The following is a 21,349-nucleotide window of genomic DNA, read 5'->3' as shown; positions in this document are numbered from 1 at the left end:
TGGTTGAATGTATACAGAAGCCAGAATTCAAGGAAGGGTAGAAATGATCTTCACACGTAGGTTCGGCGCTCTGGCGGCTCGCCCGCAGTTCCCGGATGCTCCGGAGCTGCAGCAGGAGTTGTCCAACCCGCTCGACCTGGACGCAGAGCTCGCCAAGCTGACCGGCGAGGTGACCGGCCAGTCCACCGGCGACGTCACTGCCGCGCGCGACGACGACCGTCGGGCCGACGAGTCGGCCGCCTGAGCGGCGGCAATATGTCAGGGCATGGCACTTGGTAGACTGTCTACCAAGTGCCGTGCTGTATTCGGGAAGGGACCTCATGACGACGATCAGCGCAGGGCCAGGGGCAGGTGCGGAACCGGCCGGGGTGCGGCACGTCAAGCGGCCGACGCCGTTGCGGGAGTCGGTGTACGAGGCCCTGACCGAGATGATCATCGACGGCACCCTCGAGCGCGGCCGCCACCTGGTCGAGGTCGAGCTCGCCGGTCTGCTGGGCGTCTCCCGGCAACCGGTGCGAGAGGCGTTGCAGCGCCTGAACAACGAGGGCTGGGTGGACCTGCGCCCCGGTTTCGGCGCGATGGTGCACGTTCCCGCCGAGGACGAGGTCGACCAGTTGCTCGCGGCCCGCGCGGCCCTGGAGTCCGAGTCCGCCCGCCTCGCCGCCCGCCACGCGACGAAGGAAGACGTCGCTCGTCTGCGCGAGCTCTGCAAGGTCGGCACGGCGTACCAGGAGTCCGGCGATATCGACGGCACCGTCCGCACCAACGGCGAGCTCCACAGCCTCATCACCGAGATGTCCGGCAACCGCTTCTTGGTCGACTTCGCCGCCCAGGTGGACCGGCGGGTCCGCTGGTACTACACGCCGGTCGCCCCGGTCCGCGGTGCGGCCTCCTGGCGCGAACACAACCGTCTGGTGAAGGCCATCAGTGAAGGCGACGAAGACAAAGCCGCCCAGATCATGCGGGAACACACCGAACACACCCGCAAGGCCTACCACGACCTCCAGTCCGGCGCAGAGCCCGCGGAAACCCCCGAGCCGGAAGCTGCTCCCCGCCGCCGACGCCGCACCACCTGACGACGGTCACTTCTTCTTGGCGACAGATTCCTGGTAGATGTCGGCGTAGGTGCGGGAGTCCTTGATCAGGTCGTCGCAGAAGGCAGCGACATCCGGCCCGATCAGTTCGATGACTCCCTTACCGGCGGCGACGCCTTCCTCGAAGAAATCGACGATTCCGGAGAGCAGGTTTCCTTCGGTCAGGTCGGTCGGGCCGACCTTGAACAGGTACTTCTGGATCTCCTTGTAGACGATCTGGTAATTCGGCGGGAGCGCCTTGACTCGTGCCAGGTGGGCTCGCCACTGCTTCTTGCCTTCGATGATGTCTTGGATGCCCACGTCAGTCTCCTAGCCGGCCCAGTTTCCTTGCCACATTGCGGTTCAACTGCTCGCGCCAGCGGTCGCGATAGCTGCGAGCGCCTTCACCGCCGGCCAGCGCCGCACAGAAGCCGGCGATGTCATCACCCAGTACGTCGTCGATGCTCTGCCCATCGGCCGCCGTCTCTTCGAGCAAGCCCAGAGCTCCGTCGAGGATCGGCATCAGGTTGCGACCCGTGAAACCTGAGTACGGCGACAGGTGGGCCTTGATCTGCTCCCAGGCGGCCCGATAGTCGGCCGGCAACGCCGCGGCCCGGACCTCGAACGCCTTGTATTCCCTGGTGAGGTCGTTGCCGGTGATCGTGTCCCAGAAACTCATCTCCCACCCTCCTTGAGTTTGTCGATTCGCGATGAGAGGTACTCCCATTTCGCCCAGAACTTCCCGAGCTCCGCGCGCCCCGCGGCGTTCAGCGAATAGAACTTGCGCGGCGGCCCCATCCCGGACGGCCGTTTCGTCACTTGCACCAGCCCGTTCCGCTCCAGCCGCAACAAGATCGTGTAGACGGTCCCCTCGATGACATCGGCGAACCCGAGCTCGTTGAGCTGACGCGTGATGACGTACCCGTAGGTCTCCTCGCGGCCGATGATCTCGAGCACACAACCCTCCAGCGTGCCCTTCAACATCTCCGTCAGGTCGTCCATCCCGAGCCAGTCCTCTCAGTACTCCGTATCACCGAGTACCACTATACGGTATCACCGAGTACCGCACCACCAACGCAAACAGTCGCCCGCAACCCCCAAGAAGGGTTGCGGGCGACTGGCAGGGGAATCAGGCAGTGCGTTTGTTGCGGACCCGACCCCGCCCGGTGGCGGCCTTACGGGCCTCCAGTGCCGCGGCCAGGTGGACATACTGTTCGACCACCCGGCGCGCGTACTGGTTGCGGTCGAGGATGCGCGGCCACCAGTGGCGGCCGAGTTGTTCGTGCATCCAGAGGAAGCCGATCGCGAAGCCCATGCTGATCAAGGCACGGAAGGCGAGGAACTTCCACGGATCGGGCGGTACGCCGGGGGTGCCGGTCACCGCCCACTCCGTGACGATCGCGTGGACGAACAGGGAGAGCGGGAACCCGATCACCCAGTAGACCGCCGCCGGCGCGAACACCCCGGCGGGGACCTTGCCCAGGGCGAGCAGTACGGCGTACCCGGCGCCGAACAGCATCAGCGGTACGCCGAGTCCGAGCCCGGTGACCACCGCCCAGCCGGCGGGCTGGCCGACGAACGCTGCCAGCCCTCCGGCGATCAACCCCGCAGCGGCGCCGACCGACAGGGCCGGGACGCTGAACTCCGCCAACTGCTTCACGTCGGCTGTCTGAGTCATGGTCAGCCCACTGCCACGCCGAAGCGGAAGAGGCAGTAGAACAGCATGCCCAGGTAGAACACCGCGCCGAAGCCGATGATCACGTTCCGGACCGGACCCGGCCGGATCTTCTTCGGCAGCAGCATGTTGTTCGTGAGCAGCAGCACGATGCAGTACGCACCCATCGCGAACGTGGACAGGAACGCCAGCGTGTCCAGGATCCCGGCCGGACCGTCGGCCGGACCGAACAGCAGGATCAGGATCCCGAACAGGATCACGCCCCACAGGAACCCGGCGTACAGCCGCGACATGCTGAACCGCTTCGCACCGGGCACGAAGTAGTACGTCATGTCCGCCTGGCCGCGCGAGAACGAGTCGAACAGACCCAGCGTCGCGTTCAGGCCGATCAAGGCGATGAAGGCGAAGAACAACGTGCCCAGGATCGGCGAACCCGCGGCGGCGAACGCGTCGGACATCGCCTTCAGCGCCGCTTCCCGGTCACCGCCCTGGATCAGCTCGGCCACGTTCGGGTTCTCCCGCGCCGCCGCCATCGCGAGCACGGTGAACGAGATCGTGACCAGCATCGTGATCCCCCAGAAGAGCAGGATCGCGTCGAACGTGACCCACTTGCGCCAGCCCTTCCATTTGGCCATCTCGGCCGGATCCTCGGTGTCGAACATGAAGCCGCGCGACGGCATCGACTCGGCCTCCCCCGCGGTCCGCAGTCCGCGGATCTTCGGGATGTGCGCACCCATACCGGCGCCGCTGTCCCGCAGTTGCAGCGTGTACCACATCTGCTGCATCCCGGACGGCCCGGCGAAGGCACACGCGCCGACCACGACCGGGAACCAGGTCGAGTTCATCGCGTCGTGCGGGAAGTACCCGACGGCGAACATGCCGCCGAGCGTCTTCGCCACGTCGTCCCAGCTGCCGACGATCGCCGCGATCACCGACGTACCGACGACGAGCAGGCCGATCAGCAGACCGAGCAGCTTCTCGAGGAAGTTGTAGATCACCGACAGCATGCTGAACAGGACGCCGACGAGCACCAGAGCCACGCACGCGGAGACCTGCCAGGGTATGCCGGTGATCTCCTCGAACGCGCCCGCGCCGGCGGACAGGTGACCCGGCCACATGTAGATGAGGATCGCCGCCGCGTAGAAGAACCACATCAGCGGTTTGAAGATGCGGGCAGCGCCGAAGAAGATGCTCTCCCCCGTCGCCATCGCATACCGGGCCATCTCCAGCAGGATGAAGGCCTGCAGCGTGACACCGATCATGAACAACCAGCGGATGTCCGGCCCGAACACCAGGACGAGCCGGGGCCACATGTACGACTCGCCGATGCCCACTCCCAGCGCGACCAGGAACACGGTCGGGCCGAGGATGTGCATGGACGGTGGTGCGTCCGGAAGCTTCCGGATCGGCATCGGTTCGAGCCTGCCCGCTTTCCAGACCTTCTCGGTCACAGCTGCCGCGGCCGGCTCTTCGGGAACTTCTGAGGTCTTGCTCGTGACGTCCAAGGCGGACTCCTTACATCGACGCCAACTAGCGGATCAAACTCCTCCCCCGCGCGCGCATTTCCTCCAATCAGCCGAGCGGACCGGCGTTGCGGGCCCAGCGGTACTTGGCACCGAGGACCTGGACCGGCGTCTCGGTGGTGTACGGGTACGCGACCACACCGTGGTCGAACAGGTACTGACTCGCTTCCTCGACCTCGACGTCGCCGGACAGTGAGGCCACCACCGGCTTGTCGATGCCTTTGGCCCGGAACTCCTCGACCACCTCGGCGACCAGCTTCGCGAACACCATCGGCGGCGTCACGATCGTGTGCCAGTAGCCCAGGATCAGGGCGTGGATGCGCTCGTCGGACAGCCCGAGCGCGACCGCGTTCCGGTACGTCGACGGCGGCTCGCCGCCCGTGATGTCCACCGGGTTGCCGGCGGCACCGAACGGCGGGATGAACGTCCGGAACGCCGCGTCCAGATCGGCCGGGATGTCCATCAGCGTGAGCCCGTTGTCGACGCAGGCGTCCGACAGCAGTACGCCGGAACCGCCCGCGCCGGTGATGATGACGACGTTCTCGCCCTTCGGCGTCGGCAGCAGCGGGATACCGCGGGCGTACTGGAGCATCTCGTTCAGCCCCGGCGCCCGCACCACCCCGCTCTGCCGCAGGATGTCGTCGTACACCTTGTCGTCGCCGGCCAGGGCGCCGGTGTGCGAACTGGCCGCACGCGCGCCCATGGACGTGCGGCCGGCCTTCAGCACGACGACCGGCTTCTTCTTGGACACCCGGGCCGCCGTCTCGGCGAACGCCCGGCCGTCCTTCAAGTCCTCAAGATGCATGGCGATCAGGTTGGTGTTGTCATCGCTCTCGAAGAAGGTCAGGAGGTCATCCTCGTCGATGTCGGCCTTGTTGCCTACCCCAACGATCGCGGAAACCCCCATCCGGCTGGACCGGCTGAAGCCGAGGATCGCCATCCCGATCCCGCCCGATTGCGACGACAGGGCAACGGATCCGCGGACGTCGTACGGCGTACAGAAGGTGGCGCACAGACTCTCGGGCAGATAGTAATAGCCGTAGATGTTCGGCCCGAGGATTCGGACATTGTGTTCACGGGCGATCGCGACGACCTCGTCCTGGAGCTCCTGCTCGCCCGTCTCGGCGAACCCGGACGGGATCAGGATCGCGCCGGCGACACCCTTCTGCCCGCACTGCTCGAGCGCGCCGGCGACGAACTTGGCCGGTACGGCGAACACCGCGACATCCACGTCACCCGGTACGTCCAAGATGCTGGGGAAGGCCTTCCGCCCGAGAACCTCGCCGCCCTTGGGGTTGATCGGGTAGATGTCCCCGGCGTACCCGCCGTTGACCAGGTTCTTCATCACCGAGTTGCCGATCTTGCCGTCCTCGTTGGACGCACCGATCACAGCCACCGCACGCGGCCGCATGATCCGGGTCATCGCGGTCAGGATCTCCTCCTGGCTGAACCGCTCGACCGGCTTGCCGGCCTCGGCGTCCACGATGATCCGGAAGTCCACCGCGGTGGCGCCGTCCGGCCCGGCCAGCACCGGGTTCAGGTCCACCTCGGCGAACTGCGGGAAGTCCGTGACCAGATCCGACAACCGCTTGATCAGCTCCCCGACAGCCTCCTTGTCGACCGGCTGCGCACCGCGAACACCCTCGAGCATCTCGTGTGCGCCGATCCCGTCGACCATCGCCCGCGCTTCGCCCGACGTCAGCGGAGCAAGCCGGAAGGTCACGTCCTTCAGGACCTCGACCAGTACGCCGCCCAGCCCGAACGCGACCACCTTGCCGAACGTCGGATCGGTGACCGCGCCGACGATGACCTCCTGCACGTCACCGCCGGTGACCAGCATCTTCTGGACCTGTACGCCGGTGATCGCCGCGTCGGCCTGGTAGGCGCGAGCATTGGCGAGGATCTTGTCGAACGCATCCCGCGCGGCGTCCTCGCTGTCGACGCCGACCACCACGCCGCCGGCCTCGGTCTTGTGCAGGATGTCCGGCGAGACGATCTTCAGTACGACGGGGAACCCGATCTCGGCGGCGAGACCGGCGGCTCCCTCGGCAGTCGTGGCCAATCCCTCGCCCGGCGTCGGGATGCCGTACGCGTCGGCGACCTGCTTGGCCTCGGGTGCGCTCAGCGAGGTGCGGCCGTCCGCCAGAGCCTGGTCGAGGATGGTCCGGACTGCTGCCTTGTCATAGGTCATTGCGCTGAAGCTCCTTCTTCTGCTGACGTCCGAAGAATCGTGGGCTATGACCCTCAGTTCTTCGGACGTTAGGACGATGAGGTCAGATGACGCCGGCGGCTTTGAGTTCGGAGAGCTCGGCGGTGTCGATGCCGAGCGAGCCGTAGATTGCGGAGTTGTGCTCGCCCAGACCGGGTGAGGTCTGCACCTCGACCGGCGAGTCGGACAGCTTGATCGGGCAGCCGACGGTCTTGAACGTGCCGCGCTGCGGGTGCTCCACCTCGACCACCGCGCCCAGGTCGGCGAGCGTCTCGTCCGCGATCAGCTCGGAGGTGGACATGATCGGCCCGCACGGCACGTTCAGTGCGTTGAGCTTGTCCATCACCTCGAACTTCGTGTGCTGCTCGGTCCACTGCTCGATCAGCGCGAACATCTTGTCGAGCTTGTCCAGCCGCGCGGCCGGCGTCGACCAGTCGGGATCCTCGGCCAGCTCGGGCTTGCCGATCAGGTTGGCGATCGGGGCCCAGCCGGGCGGCTGGACGATCACGTAGATGTAGTCGTTCGGCCCGCCCGGCGCAGTCCGGACCGCCCAGCCGGGCTGCCCGCCGCCGGAAGCGTTCCCCGAGCGCGGCACCTCGTCGCCGAAGTTGTCGTTCGGGTACTCCTTCAGCGGTCCATGCGTCAGCCGCTGCTGGTCACGGAGCTTCACCCGCGTCAGGTTGAGCACGGCCTCCTGCATGGCCACGGTCACCCGCTGGCCCTTGCCGGAGTGGGTCCGCTGGAACAGAGCGGCGAGGATGCCGGCGACCAGGTGGATCCCGGTCCCCGAGTCACCGATCTGGGCACCGGTCGCGGTCGGCGGTCCGTCCTCGAACCCCGTCGTACTCATCGCGCCGCCCATCGCCTGGGCGACCACCTCGTACGCCTTGAAGTTCTCGTACCGGCCCGGGCCGAAGCCCTTGATCGACGCGAAGATCAGGCCGGGGTTCAGCTCCTGCAGGCGCTCCCAGGTGAAGCCCATCCGGTCGATCGCGCCCGGGGCGAAGTTCTCCACCAGGATGTCGGAGTTCTTCACCAGGTCGGAGAAGATCTCCTTGCCCCGGTCGGACTTCATGTTCAGCGTGATGCTGCGCTTGTTGCAGTTGAGCATCGTGAAGTAGAGGCTGTCGACGTCCGGGAGGTCGCGCAGCTGCTGGCGGGTGATGTCGCCGGTCGGTGCCTCGAGCTTGATCACGTCGGCGCCGAGCCAAGCGAGGATCTGGGTGCAGGACGGTCCGGACTGGACATGCGTCATGTCGAGTACACGGACACCCTCGAGGGCCTTGGTCATGACGGGTCCCCTTACTTGTACATGGTCTGGTTCATGGTTCCGGGCGCGTACGCGTCTGGGTCGACCCAGACGTTGATCAGCGACGGCAGCCCGGACTCGCGGGCGCGCTGCATGGCCGGCCCGATGTCCTTCGGGTCGCGGACCTCCTCGCCGTACCCGCCGAGCATCCGGGCGAACTCGTCGTACTTGACGTCGCCAAGGGTGTTGCCGATCCGGCCGCGGTCATGGCCGTACTTCGCTTCCTGGCCGTAGCGGATCTGGTTCATCGAGGAGTTGTTGCCGACGACACCGACGAACGGGAGGTTGAAGCGCACCAGCGTCTCGAAATCCCAACCGGTCAAGGAGAAGGCGCCGTCGCCGAACAGCGCGACGACCTCCTTGTCCGGTCGCGCGTACTTCGCCGCGAGCACGAACGGGATGCCGACGCCGAGCGTGCCGAGCGGTCCCGGGTCCATCCAGTGGCCGGGTGACTTGGGCTGGACGACGCCGCCGGAGAACGTCACGATGTCGCCGCCGTCGCCGATGTAGATCGAGTCTTCGGTGAGGAACTCGTTGATCTCGTGCGCCAGCCGCAGCGGGTGGATCGGGTTCGCGTCGGACAGCTGGCGCGGCAGCCGCTTCTGGTACGCCGCGTCCTCCTCGGCGCGCAGCTCCGCGAACCATCCCTTGCGATCGGTCTTGTGCAGCCGGCCCGATGCCGCCTGCGTGACCGCGGCGAGGATCGCACCGGGATCGCCGACCAGGCCGAGATCGATGTCGCGGTTCTTGCCGACCGTGCGGTAGTCCATGTCGATCTGGACGACGGTCGCGCTCTTCGGCAGGCGACGCCCGTACCCCATCCGGAAGTCGAACGGCGTACCGACGATCAGGATCAGGTCGGCGTTGTTGAACCCGTACCGACGGGACAGGTGGAAGTGGTGCGGGTCGCCGGGCGGCAGGGTTCCGCGGGCGGCGCCGTTCATGAAGGCCGGTACGTCGAGGGTCCGCACGAACTCGGTCGCCGCGTCGCTGCCGCGAGCGGTCCACACCTGAGTGCCGAGCAGTACGACGGGCTTCTCGGCCCGCACCAGCAGATCGGCCAGCGCTTCGATGCTCGCCGGGTCGCCGATGCTCTTGGTGGATGCGCGGTAGTGGCCGGCCTCGGGAACCGTCGCGGACTCGACCGGGACCGAGTTGTCCAGGATGTCGCGCGGGATCTCCAGGAAGGACGGGCCGGGCGCGCCGTTGTAGCACTCGCGGAACGCCATCGACACCATGTCGGCGGCGCGCGCGGTGTGCGGCACGGTCGCGGCGAACTTGGTGATCGGCGTCATCAGGTCGACGTGCGGCAGATCCTGCAGGGACCCCATCTTGTGCTGGTTGAGTGCGCCCTGGCCGCCGATCAGCAACATCGGGCTCTCGGCGCGGAACGCGTTCGCGACGCCGGTCACCGCGTCCGTCGTACCAGGGCCGGCGGTGACGACCGCGCACCCGGGTTTACCTGTCACCCGTGCGTATCCGTCCGCGGCGTGCGCGGCGACCTGCTCGTGCCGAACGTCGACCACCGCGATGCCTTCGTCCACGCAGCCGTCGTAGATATCGATGATGTGTCCGCCGCAGAGCGTGAAGATCACGTCGATCCCCTCGGCCTTCAGCGCCTTGGCGACCAGGTGACCACCTGAGATGGTCTCCGGCTCCTTCACTTCGGCGACGGGCTGGGTCTCCGACACTGTCTGCGCCATCTGCAGTCCTCTCCTCGGAAGGGGCCGAGCTTCGTTCGTCGGCTTGAATGTAGATTGCATACCGTATGGTGTAGTCGTAGTCTTATCCCACGCGATGGTGGTTGTCCAGAGTTCGCGTCGAGGAGGCTGAGATGATCATTTCCGAGGAACTCGAACGGACCCGCGCCGCACTCCTCACCCTGGAGAAATCCCTTATGGCGTTGAGGAATCGGATCGGCCCGCATCTCGACGTACTGCGGTTGCTGGACGATCTGGAGCGGTGCACAGCGGACCTACGCCGACTCGAGCAGCAGGTCCGCGCGCCACATCAAGGCGAGCTCGTGGCGATCCCTGACGGCGACTACGACCCGGAGTTCTGGGCCGACGCCGAGCACGAGGGGCTGGGCTGAGCCGCGAGGCACAGCTTCAGGAGGCTCTTGAGTCGCACGTCGTTCGCCGTCCTCGCGGCGACCGCCACCGCCTCGGCCGCATGTTCCGTCGCGACGAAGGTGCGGTAGAAGGCCTCGCTCCGATGGCCCAGAACCGGCAACCACCAGCGGGCCGACCCGGCGGGATGTTCCTCCGTACCGAGGAGGTGCAGCGCGGTCCGATGCGCAGCACCGAGACGCCTGCGCTCATCGCCGGCGAGTTCGCCGCCCGCCAGCGCGGTGGACACGCAGAGCGCCACCAGGCGGGCGGACGGTTCAAAGCCGGGAGAGGCAGTGTCGAGGAAGAGCGGAGCGAGCGGCAGCAGCTCCCGACGACCGGCGGAGCTGCTGTGGTCATGGACCGCGCGCGCCACTGCGCTCAGCACTGGGTGTACGCACGCAGGACGATCGGTCCAGGGCTCTCGCGCCAGGCGGGAGACAAGCTCCATCACGCAGGGATCCGACCGATGGACCACTCCGTATCCGTTCACTCGCCCGCCACCGGCGTACCGAGCTGCTGACGGACCGACAGCGCCGGCCTGCCTGGCTGTTTGAGCAGGCGCACGCTCAGTGCGGTCAGTAGGCCGAGCAGCCCGGCGCCAAGGAACAGCGGTCGGTAGCCGACGCTCGCAATCAGCGAGGCGGCGACACCGATGCCGATGAGGCCGCCGACGGCCTTGGCGGAGTACAGGATGGCCTGGTTCTGCAGGAGGCTGTTCTCGCCGAAGAACTCGAGGACGAGGTTGGCCATGATCGCGTAGAACGCACCACCGCCCAGCCCGGCGAACATCGCGCAGACCACGAAGGCCCAGCCACTGCCGGCAATCACCAGGCCGACATGCGCGAAGCCTTCGATCATCAGTACGGCGGCCAGCACTCGCCGGCGGCCGAACCTGTCGGACAAGTGTCCTGCTGATGAGCGTCCGAGACCGTTGACGGCGGCAAGCATTCCGGCGGCCGCACCTGCGATCGCGAGGCCGAAGTCAGACGTCACCGCGTAGCCGGCAACGAACGCGATACCGAGCAGCGACAACGCAGTACTGATTGCCAGCAGCAACCACATCAACGGCAGCGCGCCGGTCCTCATCGCCTCCGCCGGCCGATAGTGGCGGACGGCGGGCGCATTGTTCGGGATGCTGCGGTTCAGCTTCCGATCGACCGCCCACGCCTGCGCGTCGAGGTCTGCGGGCCACCAGTATCTCGGCGGATCCTTCAGCAGACCGCCCGCGACGAGCACGATCAGCAGCGTGACCAGCGCGGTCACATCGAAGACAACCCGTTGACTCGACTCGAAGATCGCCAGCAGCGCGATACTCGGTACGGCGCCGACGGCGAAGCCACCAGTGACGAAACCGATCGTCGCGGTACGCCGCTCCGGAAACCAGCGCGCCGACGTGGTGATGCAGGCGGAGTACACCAGACCTGCACCGATGCCGCCGACGAGCGCGTAGCCGAAGACGGCCGCGACATAGCTGTTCGCATGGGCGAAGGTCGCGAGACCGATGGCGGCCAACGCACCGCCGAAGACGACGAGCTGCGTCGGTGTGGCCCGGCGGACCCGCTGGATCCAGGCGGCGGGGATCGCGACCAGCGCCTGGCAGGCGACAAAGATCGCCAGCAGCCACAGGGTTTGCGTCGTACCCCAGCCGCGGTCGAAGCCTAGTGCGGCCGTGCCGAACGAGTATTGCAACGGGCTGATCGCGACCATGCAGGCCCAGGCCGCCCAGAGTTGCCAGCGTCTGGAGTGCCCGGTCAGCTCGCGGGCATCCTCGCCGATCCGGTACCGCCGGCCGTAGACATCACGTACATCGTGGGGCGCCACGTGATTCATCTCGCCTCCTGACAGTGTCATGCCGCGCTCCGCGCGGTCGTCATCGGACCTGGATTTCCATGACTACTGCATACCGTATGAAGTCTGTGGTACTCCCCCGGAACCGCAGCTGTCCAGACCTGGGGTGTTGCGACCTGGCTCTTGTGACCAGATTGCATACCGCATACAGTCGTCCGCACACACTGAGGAGGCGACGTGGACCTGATGGAGTACCAAGCCAAGGAACTCTTCGCCCGGCACGGCGTCCCCGTGACGCTCGGCCGGGTGATCGAGGATCCGGCCGAGGCGGCGGACGCGGCTACGGAGCTCGGCGGCCGGGTGGTGGTGAAGGCCCAGGTGAAGACCGGCGGCCGCGGCAAGGCCGGCGGCGTGAAACTCGCCGCGACGCCCGAGGAGGCGGTGGCCAAGGCGGGCGAGATCCTCGGGATGGACATCAAGGGGCACACCGTGCACCGCGTGCTGCTCGCCCCGGCCGCGGACATCGCCGACGAGTACTACTTCTCTTTCCTGGTCGACCGCGCCAGCCGCGAGTACCTGTGCATCGCGAGTACAGAGGGCGGCGTCGAGATCGAGGAGGTCGCGCACACCAACCCCGACGCGATCGCGAAGGTGTCGATCGATCCGGTGGTCGGGGTCGACGACGAGAAGGCGGCCGAGATCGTCGCAGCAGCCGGGTTCCCGATCGGCGCACAGGACGTCGTACGGAAGTTGTGGGACGTGTTCGTCGCGGAGGATGCGTCGCTGGTCGAGGTGAATCCGCTCGTGAAGCTGGCCGATGGTTCGCTCGAGGCGCTCGACGGCAAGGTGACGCTCGACGACAACGCGGCGTACCGGCACGCGGATCATGCCGCCTTCGCGGATCACGCCTCGGCCGATCCGTTGGAGGCCGCGGCTGTCGAGAAGGGCCTGAACTACGTCAAGCTCGACGGCTCGGTCGGCATCATCGGCAACGGCGCCGGACTCGTCATGTCCACGCTCGACGTGGTCGCGTACGCGGGTTCGCAGTACGGCGTGAAGCCGGCGAACTTTCTGGACATCGGCGGCGGCGCCTCGGCCGAGGTGATGGCGAACGGGTTGGGGATCATCCTGTCCGACCAGCAGGTCCGCAGCGTGTTCGTGAACGTGTTCGGCGGGATCACCGCCTGCGACGCGGTCTCGAACGGCATCGTGCAGGCGCTCGAGCTGCTCGGTGACCAGGCCGACAAGCCGCTGGTCGTGCGACTGGACGGCAACAACGTCGACGAGGGCCGCAAGATCCTTGCCAAGGCCAACCATCCGCTGGTGACCGTGGTCGACACGATGGACGGCGCGGCGGCGCGAGCAGCCGAGCTCGCCGGGCCGGGCGCAGAGAAGGGACAGTAGAGATGGCGATCTTCCTGACCGAGAAGAGCCGGGTCGTCGTACAGGGAATGACCGGGTCCGAGGGACAGAAGCACACCAGCCGGATGCTTGCTGCCGGCACCGACATCGTCGGCGGCGTGACACCCGGCAAGGGCGGCCTGTCGGTCGACTTCGCGAAGCGGTCGATCCCCGTGTACGGATCGTGCGCCGACGCGGTGAAGGCGACCGACGCGGATGTGTCGGTGGTCTTCGTGCCGCCGCGTTTCACCAAGGGCGCTGTGATCGAGGCGGTCGATGCCGGCGTACCGCTGGTCGTGGTGATCACCGAAGGCGTGCCGGTGCAGGACACGGCCGCGTTCTTCGCCCACGCGCAAGCCAACGGGACGCTGGTGATCGGCCCGAACTGTCCGGGGATCATCAGCCCGGGGCGCGCGAACGCCGGGATCATTCCCGCGGACATCGCGGGACCCGGACGGATCGGTCTGGTCAGCAAGTCCGGCACGCTGACGTACCAGATGATGTACGAGCTGCGGGACTTCGGGTTCTCGTCGGCGATCGGTATCGGCGGTGACCCGATCATCGGGACCACGCACATCGATGCGCTGAAGGCGTTCCAGGACGACCCGGACACCGACGCGATCGTGATGATCGGTGAGATCGGCGGCGACGCCGAGGAGCGGGCGGCTGCGTTCATCAAGGAGAACGTGACCAAGCCGGTCGTCGGCTACGTGGCCGGCTTCACCGCGCCGGAGGGCAAGACGATGGGCCACGCAGGCGCCATCGTGTCCGGCTCGTCCGGTACGGCGGCCGCAAAACAAGATGCACTTGAGGCTGCCGGCGTACGCGTCGGCAAGACCCCCACCGAGACCGCCAACCTGCTCCGCACCGTCCTCACCCCCGCCGCTCTCTGACCGTCTGAGGGGTCAACCCCCGAGGCGGTCGGTTGCGGAGGCAGATTCTGGTTCCGCAACCGACCCGCTCGGGGGTTGACCCCTCAGACGGACCGGGGTGGGGCGGTGCTGCGGCGGATGATGAGCTCGGTCGGGACGGCGACGGGCGCGTTGTGGTGCTCGCCGGAGTGAATCTCGGCGATCAGCGCGTCGACGCTCTGCCGGCCGACCTCGGTGAAGGTCTGACGGACGGTGGTGAGAGGCGGCCAGAAATGGGCCGCCTCTTCCATGTCGTCGAAGCCGACCACGCTGACGTCGTCCGGCACCGCAAGACCCCGCTCGTACAGCGCACGCAGTAGACCGAGAGCCATCTGGTCGTTGGCGACGAACACCGCCGTCACCTGATCGTCTTCCGCGAGCCGACAGCCGGCCTCGTACCCGGACGTCGCCGACCAATCGCCGTCGTACACCGGCGGCACCTCGCGCCCATGGTCGATCAGCGTCTGCTCCCACGAGCGCCGGCGCCGATCCGCGGCGAACGAGGTCGGCGGACCGCCGAGATGCCACACGGTCTTGTGCCCCAGGTCGAGCAGGTGCTCAGTCGCGAGCCGGGCACCCTGTCGCTGGTCGGTGTCGACGATCGGGTAGTCGTAGTGCGCGCTCGAGTCGACGACCACGACGGACAGTCCCTCCGGCAGCCGTACGCCGGCCGCGTCGAGTGTGTGCGCCTCGATCAGGATGATCACGCCGTCGACCGCCTGCTCCCCCAGTCGCCCGAACGCATTGGTCACCGCGCTCTGGGTCACGTCGAGCACGGGGACGAGGTTGATCGAGTACCCGCGGATCGTGGCCGCGATCGCGATCGCGTCGAGCGTGCGCGTCGTACCGAAGCTGTGGAGTTCGAAGACGATCACCCCGATGCTGCGGTACTCGCCGTTCCGCAGCGCGCGGGCCGCACTGTTCGGCCGGTAGCCGAGCTGGTTCATCGCGGCCCGGACCCGGTCGCGGGTCTCCGCGTCGACGTTGTGGCGATCGTTCGCAACCCTCGAGACGGTCTGCCCGGACACGCCGGCCAGCCGGGCGACGTCAGCCATCGACGGACCGCGCCGCCGCTTCCCCGGTGATACCTCCGCTGACATCCCCGCCTCCTCGGTCGTGTCCGCAGTGTAGACATGTTGACGTAAACACGTTACCGTCGCCGCGTCGATGTTGACGTCAACATGCGCGCGTCGCAGCGCGACCGGGGACGTCGTGAGGGCGAAAGGAGGTCGGCGGACATGGCGGAGTCCATGGCTCATCAGTCGGCCGAGCAAGTGCGGCCTGTGTCCGCGGCCGGCCGGAGACGGCGGCGAGCGTCCCAGGACGGCAAGGGATGGATCTTCGTCGGTCCGTTCCTGGCGGTCTTCGCGCTGACGTTCCTGGCCCCGATCGGGTACGCGATCTATCTCAGCCTGTACCGCAACCAGGCCTTCTTCGGCGGCAAGGTGTTCGTCGGGATCGACAACTACACCGAGGCGCTCCAGGACCCGAAGTTCTGGGAGGCGTTCGGCCGGGTCGCGGCGTTCCTGGTCGTGCAGGTGCCGATCATGCTGATCCTCGCCCTGCTCGCCGCGCTCGCGATCGACAGCGCCCGGCTGCACGCGTCCGGCTTCTTCCGGATCGTGATCTTCCTGCCGTACGCCGTACCGGGCGTCGTCGCGGTGCTGATGTGGGGCTATATCTACGGCGACAACTTCGGGCTGGCCGCGAACCTCAACGACCTGTTCGGCACGACCGCGATCCAGCCGCTCAGCGCGCACTGGATGCTGCCGTCGATCGCCAACATCGTCACCTGGGAGTTCGTCGGCTACAACATGCTGATCTTCTACTCGGCGCTGCGCACGGTCCCCGGTGAGCTGTACGAGGCGGCGGCGATCGACGGGGCCGGCACGTTCCGGACGATCCGCGCGGTCAAGCTGCCGGCGCTGCGCGGGGCGATCGTGATCGCGACGATCTTCTCGATCATCGGCAGCTTCCAGCTGTTCAACGAGCCGAACATCCTGCGCACGCTCGCGCCGAACGTGATCACGACGTACTACACGCCCAACATGTACGCCTACAACCTGTCCTTCGCCGGCCAGCAGTTCAACTACTCGGCCACGATCGCGATCGTGATGGGCGTTATCACCGCGATCATCGCGTACGTCGTCCAGCTCCGCGGATCCCGGGAGTCCTTGTGAGTACCCTGACCTCTCCCCTGCGTCCGAAGCGCTCGAAGCTGCTGACCGGCGCGATGGTGCTGTACCTGATCTACACGCTCGTCCCGCTGCTCTGGTTGTTGCTGAGCGCAACGAAGACGCAGGACGACCTGCTGTCGACGCCGGGCCTGTGGTTCGGCAAGAGCTTCGCGTTCTTCAGCAACATCAAGGACACGCTGACCTACAACGACGGCATCTTCCTGCGCTGGCTCGGCAACACTGTTCTTTACGTGGTCGTCGGTGCGGGTGGTGCGACACTGCTCGCCACGGCCGCCGGGTACGGGTTGGCGAAGTACAAGTTCGCCGGCCGTCGTGCGGTCTTCGCCGTGCTGCTCGGGGCGGTCGCAGTCCCCGGTACAGCGCTCGCCGTACCGACGTTCCTGATGTTCTCGAACCTCGGACTGACGAACACCGTGTGGGCGATCATCATCCCGTCGCTGGTCAGCCCGTTCGGGTTGTACCTGATGTGGGTGTACGCGACCGACGCCGTACCTCATGAGCTGCTCGAGGCGGCGCGGATCGACGGCGCCGGCGAGGTCCGGACGTTCTTCACCGTGGCGCTGCGATTGCTTGCCCCGGGCATCGTTACGACGCTGCTGTTCGCGGTGGTGTCGACCTGGAACAACTACTTCCTGCCGCTGATCATGCTCAGCAAACCCAACCTGTACCCGCTCACCGTCGGCCTCACCCAGTGGAGCAATCAGGCGACCGGCGTGGGTGCCCGCCCCATCTACAACCTGGTGATCACGGGGTCGTTGCTGACCATCGTGCCTCTGGTGATCGCCTTCCTTCTACTCCAGCGGTTCTGGCAGTCCGGCCTGTCCGCAGGCTCGGTCAAGTGAAAGGCAACAAGATGAAGGTACATCGGCGCGGCATCCGGCGGCTGGTGGTCGCCGGGGCCGCAGTCATCGCCCTCGCGGCCGTGGCGGCCTGCGGCGGCGGGTCGTCCAACGACAGCGCGAGCGGCGGCGCGACCACGGGTTCGTCCGACGCCGTCGACGCGGCGCTCAAGGCGGGCGGCGAGATCACGTACTGGAGCTGGACGCCGTCGGCGGAGGCCCAGGTCAAGGCGTTCATGGCGCAGTACCCGAACGTCAAGGTGAACTACGTCAACGCCGGGACCGGCAACGACCACTACACCAAGCTGCAGAACGCGATCAAGGCCGGCTCCGGTGCGCCGGACGTGGCCCAGATCGAGTACCAGGCGCTCCCCCAGTTCGCACTGCCCGGCTCGCTGGCCGACCTGAACCAGTACGGCTTCAGCCAGTACGAGTCGGCGTACACCGCCTCTACCTGGGCGGCCGTGCACGCGGGCAGCGGTCTGTACGGTCTGCCGCAGGACTCCGGCCCGATGGCGCTGTTCTACAACAAGGAGGTCTTCGACAAGTACGGCATCGCCGTACCGAAGACCTGGGACGAGTACGTCGCCGCCGCGAAGAAGCTGCACGCGGCGAACCCCAAGGCCTACATCACCAACGACTCCGGTGACGCGGGCTTCACCACCAGCATGATCTGGCAGGCGGGCGGCCAGCCGTTCAAGACCGACGGCAAGAACATCAGCATCAACCTGGCCGACGACGGCTCGAAGAAGTGGACCGGCACCTGGAACAACCTCGTCGAGGGCGGTCTGGTGTCGCAGATCCCGGGCTGGACCGACGAGTGGTTCAAGGCGCTCGGCGACGGCACGATCGCGACGCTGCCGACCGGTGCGTGGATGCCCGGTGTAATGGAGTCCTCGGTGAAGGCCGGCGCCGGCAAGTGGCGGGTCGCCCCGATGCCGACGTACGACGGCCAGCCGGCGACCGCGGAGAACGGCGGTAGCACCGAGTCCGTGCTCAAGCAGAGCAAGAACCCGGCGCTGGCGGCAGCGTTCGTGCGGTGGCTGAACCACGACGAGGGCGTGAAGCCGTTCCTGGCCAGCGGTGGCTTCCCGGCGACCACGGCCGACCTGAAGGACAGTGCGTTCGTGGACAAGGCGAGTGCGTACTTCGGCGGGCAGAAGATCAACCAGGTGCTGACCGCCGCGGCCGGCAACGTGGTGAAGGGCTGGAGCTACCTGCCGTACGAGCTGTACGCCAACAGCATCTACGGCGACACCGTGGGCAAGGCGTACCAGTCGAAGTCCGATCTGAACGCCGGACTGAAGTCCTGGCAGGACGCTCTGGTCACGTATGGCAACCAGCAGGGCTTCCAGGTCAACCCCTGATCATGTTCGAGATTGGTGACTCCGACTTTCTTCTCGACGGCCGGCCCTTCCGGATCCTGTCCGGTGCACTGCACTACTTCCGCGTGCACCCGGACAGCTGGGCCGACCGGATCGAGAAGGCCCGCCTGATGGGGCTCAACACCATCGAGACGTACGTGCCGTGGAACGCGCACAGCCCGCGGCCGGGCACCTTCGACACCTCCGGGATGCTCGACCTCGAGCGCTTCCTGCGGGAGGTGGCCGCCGCCGGCCTGTACGCGATCGTCCGCCCCGGCCCGTACATCTGCGCGGAGTGGGACAACGGCGGACTCCCTGCCTGGCTCTTCCGGGAGCCTGGCCTGGGGGTCCGCCGGTACGAGCCGCGGTTCATGGCCGCGGTGCAGGAGTACTTGAACGACGTACTGCGCATCGTGGAGCCGTTGCAGGTCTCCGCGGGCGGTCCGGTGCTGCTGGTGCAGGTGGAGAACGAGTACGGCGCCTTCGGCGACGACCCGACGTACCTGAAAGCAGTGGCCGAGATCATTCGCTCAGCGGGGATCACGGTGCCGCTGGTGACAGTGGACCAGCCTGTCGACGCGATGCTCGCGGCCGGCGGGCTGGACGGCGTACTGCGGACCGGGTCGTTCGGCTCGCGCGTTGCCGAACGGCTCGAGACGCTGCGGAGGCACCAACCGACCGGACCTTTGATGTGTATGGAGTTCTGGGACGGGTGGTTCGATCATTGGGGCGGACCACACCATACGACCAGCGTGGCCGAGGCAGCTGCCGAACTGGACGCACTGCTCGCTGCCGGCGCTTCGGTGAACATCTACATGCTGCACGGCGGTACGAACTTCGGACTGACCAGTGGGGCCAACGACAAGGGCGTCTACCGTCCGACCATCACGTCGTACGACTATGACGCTCCGCTGGACGAGGCTGGGCATCCGACGCTGAAGTACCACGCGTTTCGAGAAGTGATCTCCCGGTACGCGACCGTTCCCGACGATGTCCCGGCGTCGGGAGCGGCCGCACCGGAGACATCTGCGGCGCTGGGCTCACCACTCCGGTTGCTGGCTGATCCATGGGGCACGTGGAGCGAGCACGCCGAGCTGCCGACGCTGGATGAGCTGGACGCGCGGCTGGTGCTGTTCCGGACCGAGGTACCGGCCGAGGGCCCGGTGCTGCTGAGCATCGGTGAGGTGCGGGACCGCGCGTACGTGTTCCTGAACAGCGCTCCGGTCGGAGTGCTCGACCGGGAGCGGCACGACCGGGCGCTGATGCTCCCGCACGGCGGGCACCTGGAGATCTTGGTCGAGGACCAGGGCCGGGTGAACTACGGACAGCGGATCGGTGAGCCCAAGGGCTTGATCGGTCCGGTTCAGCTCGACGGGGTAGAGCTGACCGAGTGGTCCGCGTGCGTGATCGATCTCGATGCCGTCCCTGCCCTGTGGGACTCGGTGGGTCCAGTGGCTCCTGGTGTCGGCCCCACGGCCTGGCGGGCCTCGTTCGAGGTCGAGACGCCGGTGGATCACTTCCTCTCGACCGTTGCTTGGGGCAAGGGATTCGCCTGGGTCAACGGCTTCAACCTCGGCCGCTACTGGCGCCGCGGCCCACAGCAGACTTTGTACGTACCGGGTCCGCTGCTTCGACCCGGCCGCAACGAGCTCGTCGTACTCGAGCTCGACGTCATGGCCGATCCGGTGGCCCACTTCGTCGCCGGCCCGTTGCTCGGACCGCTGGAGCTCTAGCTGGAACAGGTGGGTCCGGCGTCGCTGTGGCCGGACCCACCCGGTCATGGGGCCTCCCGCCCTGGACTGAGGAGCGGAGGGAGCGCAGCGACCAGAGCGACGAGGGAAGGGCGGGAGTTACCGCCCCATGACCCGCCGCGCCGGAGGCGTGGCCGTTAGTACTGCTCAAACGCCGACCTTGCTGGCCAACAGGTCGGCGACGGCGTGTACGGCGCGCAGCGTGGGCGCCTTGATGCCGGTGAGGTCTGCCAGCTCGACGACCGCGGCGAGGATGACGTCCAGCTCGAGCGGCTTGTCCTTCTCGAGGTCCTGCAGCATCGACGTCTTGTGCTCACCGACGCGTTCGGCGCCGTCGAGGCGTTTGTCGACGGAGATCTCTGGGTGACAGCCGAGGGCGCCGGCGATCTCCAGCGATTCCTCCATCATCATCCGGACCATCTGCCGGGTGCCCTGATGCGTGGCGATCTCCACCATCGTCGCCCGCGCGAGCGCGCTGATCGGGTTGAACGCCGCGTTGCCGAGCAGCTTGATCCAGATGTCGTTGCGGATGTCCGCCTCGACCGGGCACTTCAGTCCGCCCGCGATCATCGCCGTACTGAACTCCTCACACCGCTGCGACGATCCGCCGGCAGGTTCACCGATCGAGAACCGGGTGCCTTCCAGATGCTGTACGACGCCTGGACCGGCCAGCTCGGTGGAGCAGTAGACGACGCAGCCGACCGCCCGATCGAGATCCAGGACCCGGGTGACGGAGCCACCGGGGTCGACCGATTCGATCCGGCGGCCTTCGTACGGTCCTTTCAGGCCGTGGAAGTACCACCACGGGATGCCGTTCTGCGCGGCCACGACGACCGTGCGGTCGTGCAGGAGCGGCTGGAGCAGCGGGCCGGCGCTCGCGTACGAGTTCGCCTTGAGCCCGAGAAAGACATAGTCGACCGGACCGATCTCGGCCGGATCGTCGGTGGCCGGTGTCCTCGCCTCGAAGTCACCGCGTGGACTGAGCACCTGTACGCCGTGCGAGCGGATCGCTTCCAGATGCGCGCCGCGGGCCACCAGGTGGACCTCGGTCCCGCCACGGTGCAGCGCCGCACCGACGTATGCACCGATCGCGCCGGCGCCGAGAACCGCAACTCTCATAGGGGTCCCTGCCTTCCGGGTTTTGTATACGGCATACAGTAGGCCGAGCGAGGAATGCGGTCAAGATCACATTCGGTG

General features: G+C 67.0%; 21 protein-coding genes. 9 read left to right on the top strand and 12 right to left on the bottom strand.

Annotated features, from left to right (window positions below; translation table 11 throughout):
- Nucleotides 1-43: 43 nt before the first annotated feature.
- Together EV645_RS19995 and EV645_RS19990 are read left to right on the top strand one after the other, a co-directional pair.
- Nucleotides 44-244: a hypothetical protein gene (locus tag EV645_RS19995; protein ID WP_130445377.1), complete on the top strand. Its 201-nt coding sequence runs from the start codon at nucleotides 44-46 to the stop codon at nucleotides 242-244.
- 76 nt (nucleotides 245-320) lie between these two features.
- A complete protein-coding gene (locus tag EV645_RS19990; RefSeq protein WP_130445376.1) occupies nucleotides 321-1,076 on the top strand; it encodes a GntR family transcriptional regulator in 756 nt (251 codons plus the stop codon).
- Between the two features lie 6 nt (nucleotides 1,077-1,082).
- Here the strand turns inward: EV645_RS19990 and EV645_RS19985 are convergent, their stop codons facing one another.
- From EV645_RS19985 to EV645_RS19950, 8 genes are all read right to left on the bottom strand, one after another.
- Entirely contained in the window at nucleotides 1,083-1,394 is a 312-nt protein-coding gene (locus tag EV645_RS19985) for a DUF1048 domain-containing protein (protein ID WP_130445375.1), read from the bottom strand.
- Between the two features lies 1 nt (nucleotide 1,395).
- Nucleotides 1,396-1,752, bottom strand: a complete 357-nt coding sequence (locus EV645_RS19980; RefSeq protein WP_130445374.1) for a DUF1048 domain-containing protein — start codon at nucleotides 1,750-1,752, stop codon at nucleotides 1,396-1,398.
- Complete coding sequence (locus EV645_RS19975) at nucleotides 1,749-2,075, bottom strand: PadR family transcriptional regulator (protein ID WP_130445373.1); 327 nt, start codon at nucleotides 2,073-2,075, stop codon at nucleotides 1,749-1,751. Before EV645_RS19975 ends, EV645_RS19980 begins: the two co-directional genes overlap by 4 nt.
- Nucleotides 2,076-2,202: 127 nt before the next feature.
- On the bottom strand, nucleotides 2,203-2,751 hold the full coding sequence (locus EV645_RS19970; protein ID WP_130445372.1) for a hypothetical protein: 549 nt from the start codon (nucleotides 2,749-2,751) through the stop codon (nucleotides 2,203-2,205).
- A 2-nt stretch (nucleotides 2,752-2,753) separates the two neighbouring features.
- The gene (locus EV645_RS19965; RefSeq protein ID WP_130445371.1) at nucleotides 2,754-4,253 is read right to left on the bottom strand and encodes an Nramp family divalent metal transporter; all 1,500 of its coding nucleotides are present in this window, start codon (nucleotides 4,251-4,253) and stop codon (nucleotides 2,754-2,756) included.
- A gap of 67 nt (nucleotides 4,254-4,320) precedes the next feature.
- Nucleotides 4,321-6,462 carry an acetate--CoA ligase family protein gene (locus EV645_RS19960; RefSeq protein ID WP_130445370.1) on the bottom strand — a complete coding sequence of 714 codons (2,142 nt, stop codon included), beginning with the start codon at nucleotides 6,460-6,462 and terminating at the stop codon, nucleotides 4,321-4,323.
- A gap of 82 nt (nucleotides 6,463-6,544) precedes the next feature.
- Nucleotides 6,545-7,771, bottom strand: a complete 1,227-nt coding sequence (gene frc / locus EV645_RS19955; protein ID WP_130445369.1) for a formyl-CoA transferase — start codon at nucleotides 7,769-7,771, stop codon at nucleotides 6,545-6,547.
- 11 nt (nucleotides 7,772-7,782) lie between these two features.
- On the bottom strand, nucleotides 7,783-9,492 hold the full coding sequence (locus EV645_RS19950) for a thiamine pyrophosphate-binding protein (protein ID WP_130445368.1): 1,710 nt from the start codon (nucleotides 9,490-9,492) through the stop codon (nucleotides 7,783-7,785).
- Nucleotides 9,493-9,623: 131 nt separating this feature from the next.
- On the opposite strand from EV645_RS19950, the gene EV645_RS19945 reads away from it, so the two are divergent.
- Nucleotides 9,624-9,881 carry a hypothetical protein gene (locus tag EV645_RS19945; RefSeq protein ID WP_130445367.1) on the top strand — a complete coding sequence of 86 codons (258 nt, stop codon included), beginning with the start codon at nucleotides 9,624-9,626 and terminating at the stop codon, nucleotides 9,879-9,881.
- On the opposite strand, the gene EV645_RS19940 is transcribed toward EV645_RS19945, so the two are convergent.
- Both EV645_RS19940 and EV645_RS19935 read right to left on the bottom strand, forming a co-directional pair.
- A complete protein-coding gene (locus tag EV645_RS19940) occupies nucleotides 9,833-10,285 on the bottom strand; it encodes a hypothetical protein (RefSeq protein WP_130445366.1) in 453 nt (150 codons plus the stop codon). The two genes, EV645_RS19945 and EV645_RS19940, sit on opposite strands and share 49 nt — an antisense overlap.
- A 101-nt stretch (nucleotides 10,286-10,386) precedes the next feature.
- The gene (locus EV645_RS19935) at nucleotides 10,387-11,751 is read right to left on the bottom strand and encodes an MFS transporter (protein ID WP_242000523.1); all 1,365 of its coding nucleotides are present in this window, start codon (nucleotides 11,749-11,751) and stop codon (nucleotides 10,387-10,389) included.
- 174 nt (nucleotides 11,752-11,925) lie between these two features.
- Between EV645_RS19935 and sucC the strand changes: the two genes are divergently transcribed.
- The gene (sucC, locus tag EV645_RS19930) at nucleotides 11,926-13,092 is read left to right on the top strand and encodes an ADP-forming succinate--CoA ligase subunit beta (RefSeq protein ID WP_130445365.1); all 1,167 of its coding nucleotides are present in this window, start codon (nucleotides 11,926-11,928) and stop codon (nucleotides 13,090-13,092) included.
- Nucleotides 13,093-13,094: 2 nt separating this feature from the next.
- Entirely contained in the window at nucleotides 13,095-13,982 is an 888-nt protein-coding gene (gene sucD, locus EV645_RS19925) for a succinate--CoA ligase subunit alpha (protein WP_130445364.1), read from the top strand.
- Between the two features lie 83 nt (nucleotides 13,983-14,065).
- Here the strand turns inward: sucD and EV645_RS19920 are convergent, their stop codons facing one another.
- Nucleotides 14,066-15,100 (bottom strand): LacI family DNA-binding transcriptional regulator, encoded by a 1,035-nt coding sequence (locus tag EV645_RS19920; protein WP_130445363.1) that lies wholly within the window; start codon nucleotides 15,098-15,100, stop codon nucleotides 14,066-14,068.
- A 138-nt stretch (nucleotides 15,101-15,238) separates the two neighbouring features.
- Between EV645_RS19920 and EV645_RS19915 the strand changes: the two genes are divergently transcribed.
- Genes EV645_RS19915 through EV645_RS19900 form a run of 4 tightly spaced genes read left to right on the top strand, consistent with a single transcriptional unit; the run spans nucleotide 15,239 to nucleotide 20,134 of the window.
- Nucleotides 15,239-16,180 (top strand): carbohydrate ABC transporter permease, encoded by a 942-nt coding sequence (locus EV645_RS19915; protein ID WP_242000522.1) that lies wholly within the window; start codon nucleotides 15,239-15,241, stop codon nucleotides 16,178-16,180.
- Nucleotides 16,177-17,040: a carbohydrate ABC transporter permease gene (locus EV645_RS19910; protein ID WP_198681722.1), complete on the top strand. Its 864-nt coding sequence runs from the start codon at nucleotides 16,177-16,179 to the stop codon at nucleotides 17,038-17,040. The genes EV645_RS19915 and EV645_RS19910 overlap by 4 nt, the downstream gene beginning before the upstream one ends.
- Nucleotides 17,041-17,051: 11 nt before the next feature.
- Entirely contained in the window at nucleotides 17,052-18,404 is a 1,353-nt protein-coding gene (locus tag EV645_RS19905) for an ABC transporter substrate-binding protein (RefSeq protein ID WP_130445362.1), read from the top strand.
- A gap of 2 nt (nucleotides 18,405-18,406) precedes the next feature.
- Nucleotides 18,407-20,134, top strand: coding sequence for a glycoside hydrolase family 35 protein (locus tag EV645_RS19900; RefSeq protein WP_242000521.1), 1,728 nt, complete (start codon nucleotides 18,407-18,409; stop codon nucleotides 20,132-20,134).
- A 165-nt stretch (nucleotides 20,135-20,299) separates the two neighbouring features.
- Here EV645_RS19900 and EV645_RS19895 read toward each other — a convergent pair whose 3' ends face one another.
- Entirely contained in the window at nucleotides 20,300-21,271 is a 972-nt protein-coding gene (locus EV645_RS19895) for a 2-dehydropantoate 2-reductase (protein WP_130445361.1), read from the bottom strand.
- Nucleotides 21,272-21,349 lie beyond the last annotated feature (78 nt).

Origin of the sequence: Kribbella rubisoli (assembly GCF_004217145.1) — a bacterium.
GTDB lineage: Bacteria > Actinomycetota > Actinomycetes > Propionibacteriales > Kribbellaceae > Kribbella > Kribbella rubisoli.
This window is presented reverse-complemented; position numbering and strand designations above follow the sequence as displayed.

Coding starts and splice junctions, on each gene's coding strand:
- sucD (WP_130445364.1), top strand. CDS start 13,095: ATGGCGATCTTCCTGACCGAGAAGAGCCGGGTCGTCGTACAGGGAATG.
- EV645_RS19905 (WP_130445362.1), top strand. CDS start 17,052: ATGAAGGTACATCGGCGCGGCATCCGGCGGCTGGTGGTCGCCGGGGCC.
- EV645_RS19915 (WP_242000522.1), top strand. CDS start 15,239: ATGGCGGAGTCCATGGCTCATCAGTCGGCCGAGCAAGTGCGGCCTGTG.
- EV645_RS19980 (WP_130445374.1), bottom strand. CDS start 1,752: ATGAGTTTCTGGGACACGATCACCGGCAACGACCTCACCAGGGAATAC.
- EV645_RS19970 (WP_130445372.1), bottom strand. CDS start 2,751: ATGACTCAGACAGCCGACGTGAAGCAGTTGGCGGAGTTCAGCGTCCCG.
- EV645_RS19975 (WP_130445373.1), bottom strand. CDS start 2,075: ATGGACGACCTGACGGAGATGTTGAAGGGCACGCTGGAGGGTTGTGTG.
- EV645_RS19935 (WP_242000523.1), bottom strand. CDS start 11,751: ATGACACTGTCAGGAGGCGAGATGAATCACGTGGCGCCCCACGATGTA.
- EV645_RS19945 (WP_130445367.1), top strand. CDS start 9,624: ATGATCATTTCCGAGGAACTCGAACGGACCCGCGCCGCACTCCTCACC.
- frc (WP_130445369.1), bottom strand. CDS start 7,771: ATGACCAAGGCCCTCGAGGGTGTCCGTGTACTCGACATGACGCATGTC.
- EV645_RS19895 (WP_130445361.1), bottom strand. CDS start 21,271: ATGAGAGTTGCGGTTCTCGGCGCCGGCGCGATCGGTGCATACGTCGGT.
- EV645_RS19995 (WP_130445377.1), top strand. CDS start 44: ATGATCTTCACACGTAGGTTCGGCGCTCTGGCGGCTCGCCCGCAGTTC.
- EV645_RS19950 (WP_130445368.1), bottom strand. CDS start 9,492: ATGGCGCAGACAGTGTCGGAGACCCAGCCCGTCGCCGAAGTGAAGGAG.
- EV645_RS19900 (WP_242000521.1), top strand. CDS start 18,407: ATGTTCGAGATTGGTGACTCCGACTTTCTTCTCGACGGCCGGCCCTTC.
- EV645_RS19920 (WP_130445363.1), bottom strand. CDS start 15,100: ATGTCAGCGGAGGTATCACCGGGGAAGCGGCGGCGCGGTCCGTCGATG.
- EV645_RS19990 (WP_130445376.1), top strand. CDS start 321: ATGACGACGATCAGCGCAGGGCCAGGGGCAGGTGCGGAACCGGCCGGG.
- EV645_RS19960 (WP_130445370.1), bottom strand. CDS start 6,462: ATGACCTATGACAAGGCAGCAGTCCGGACCATCCTCGACCAGGCTCTG.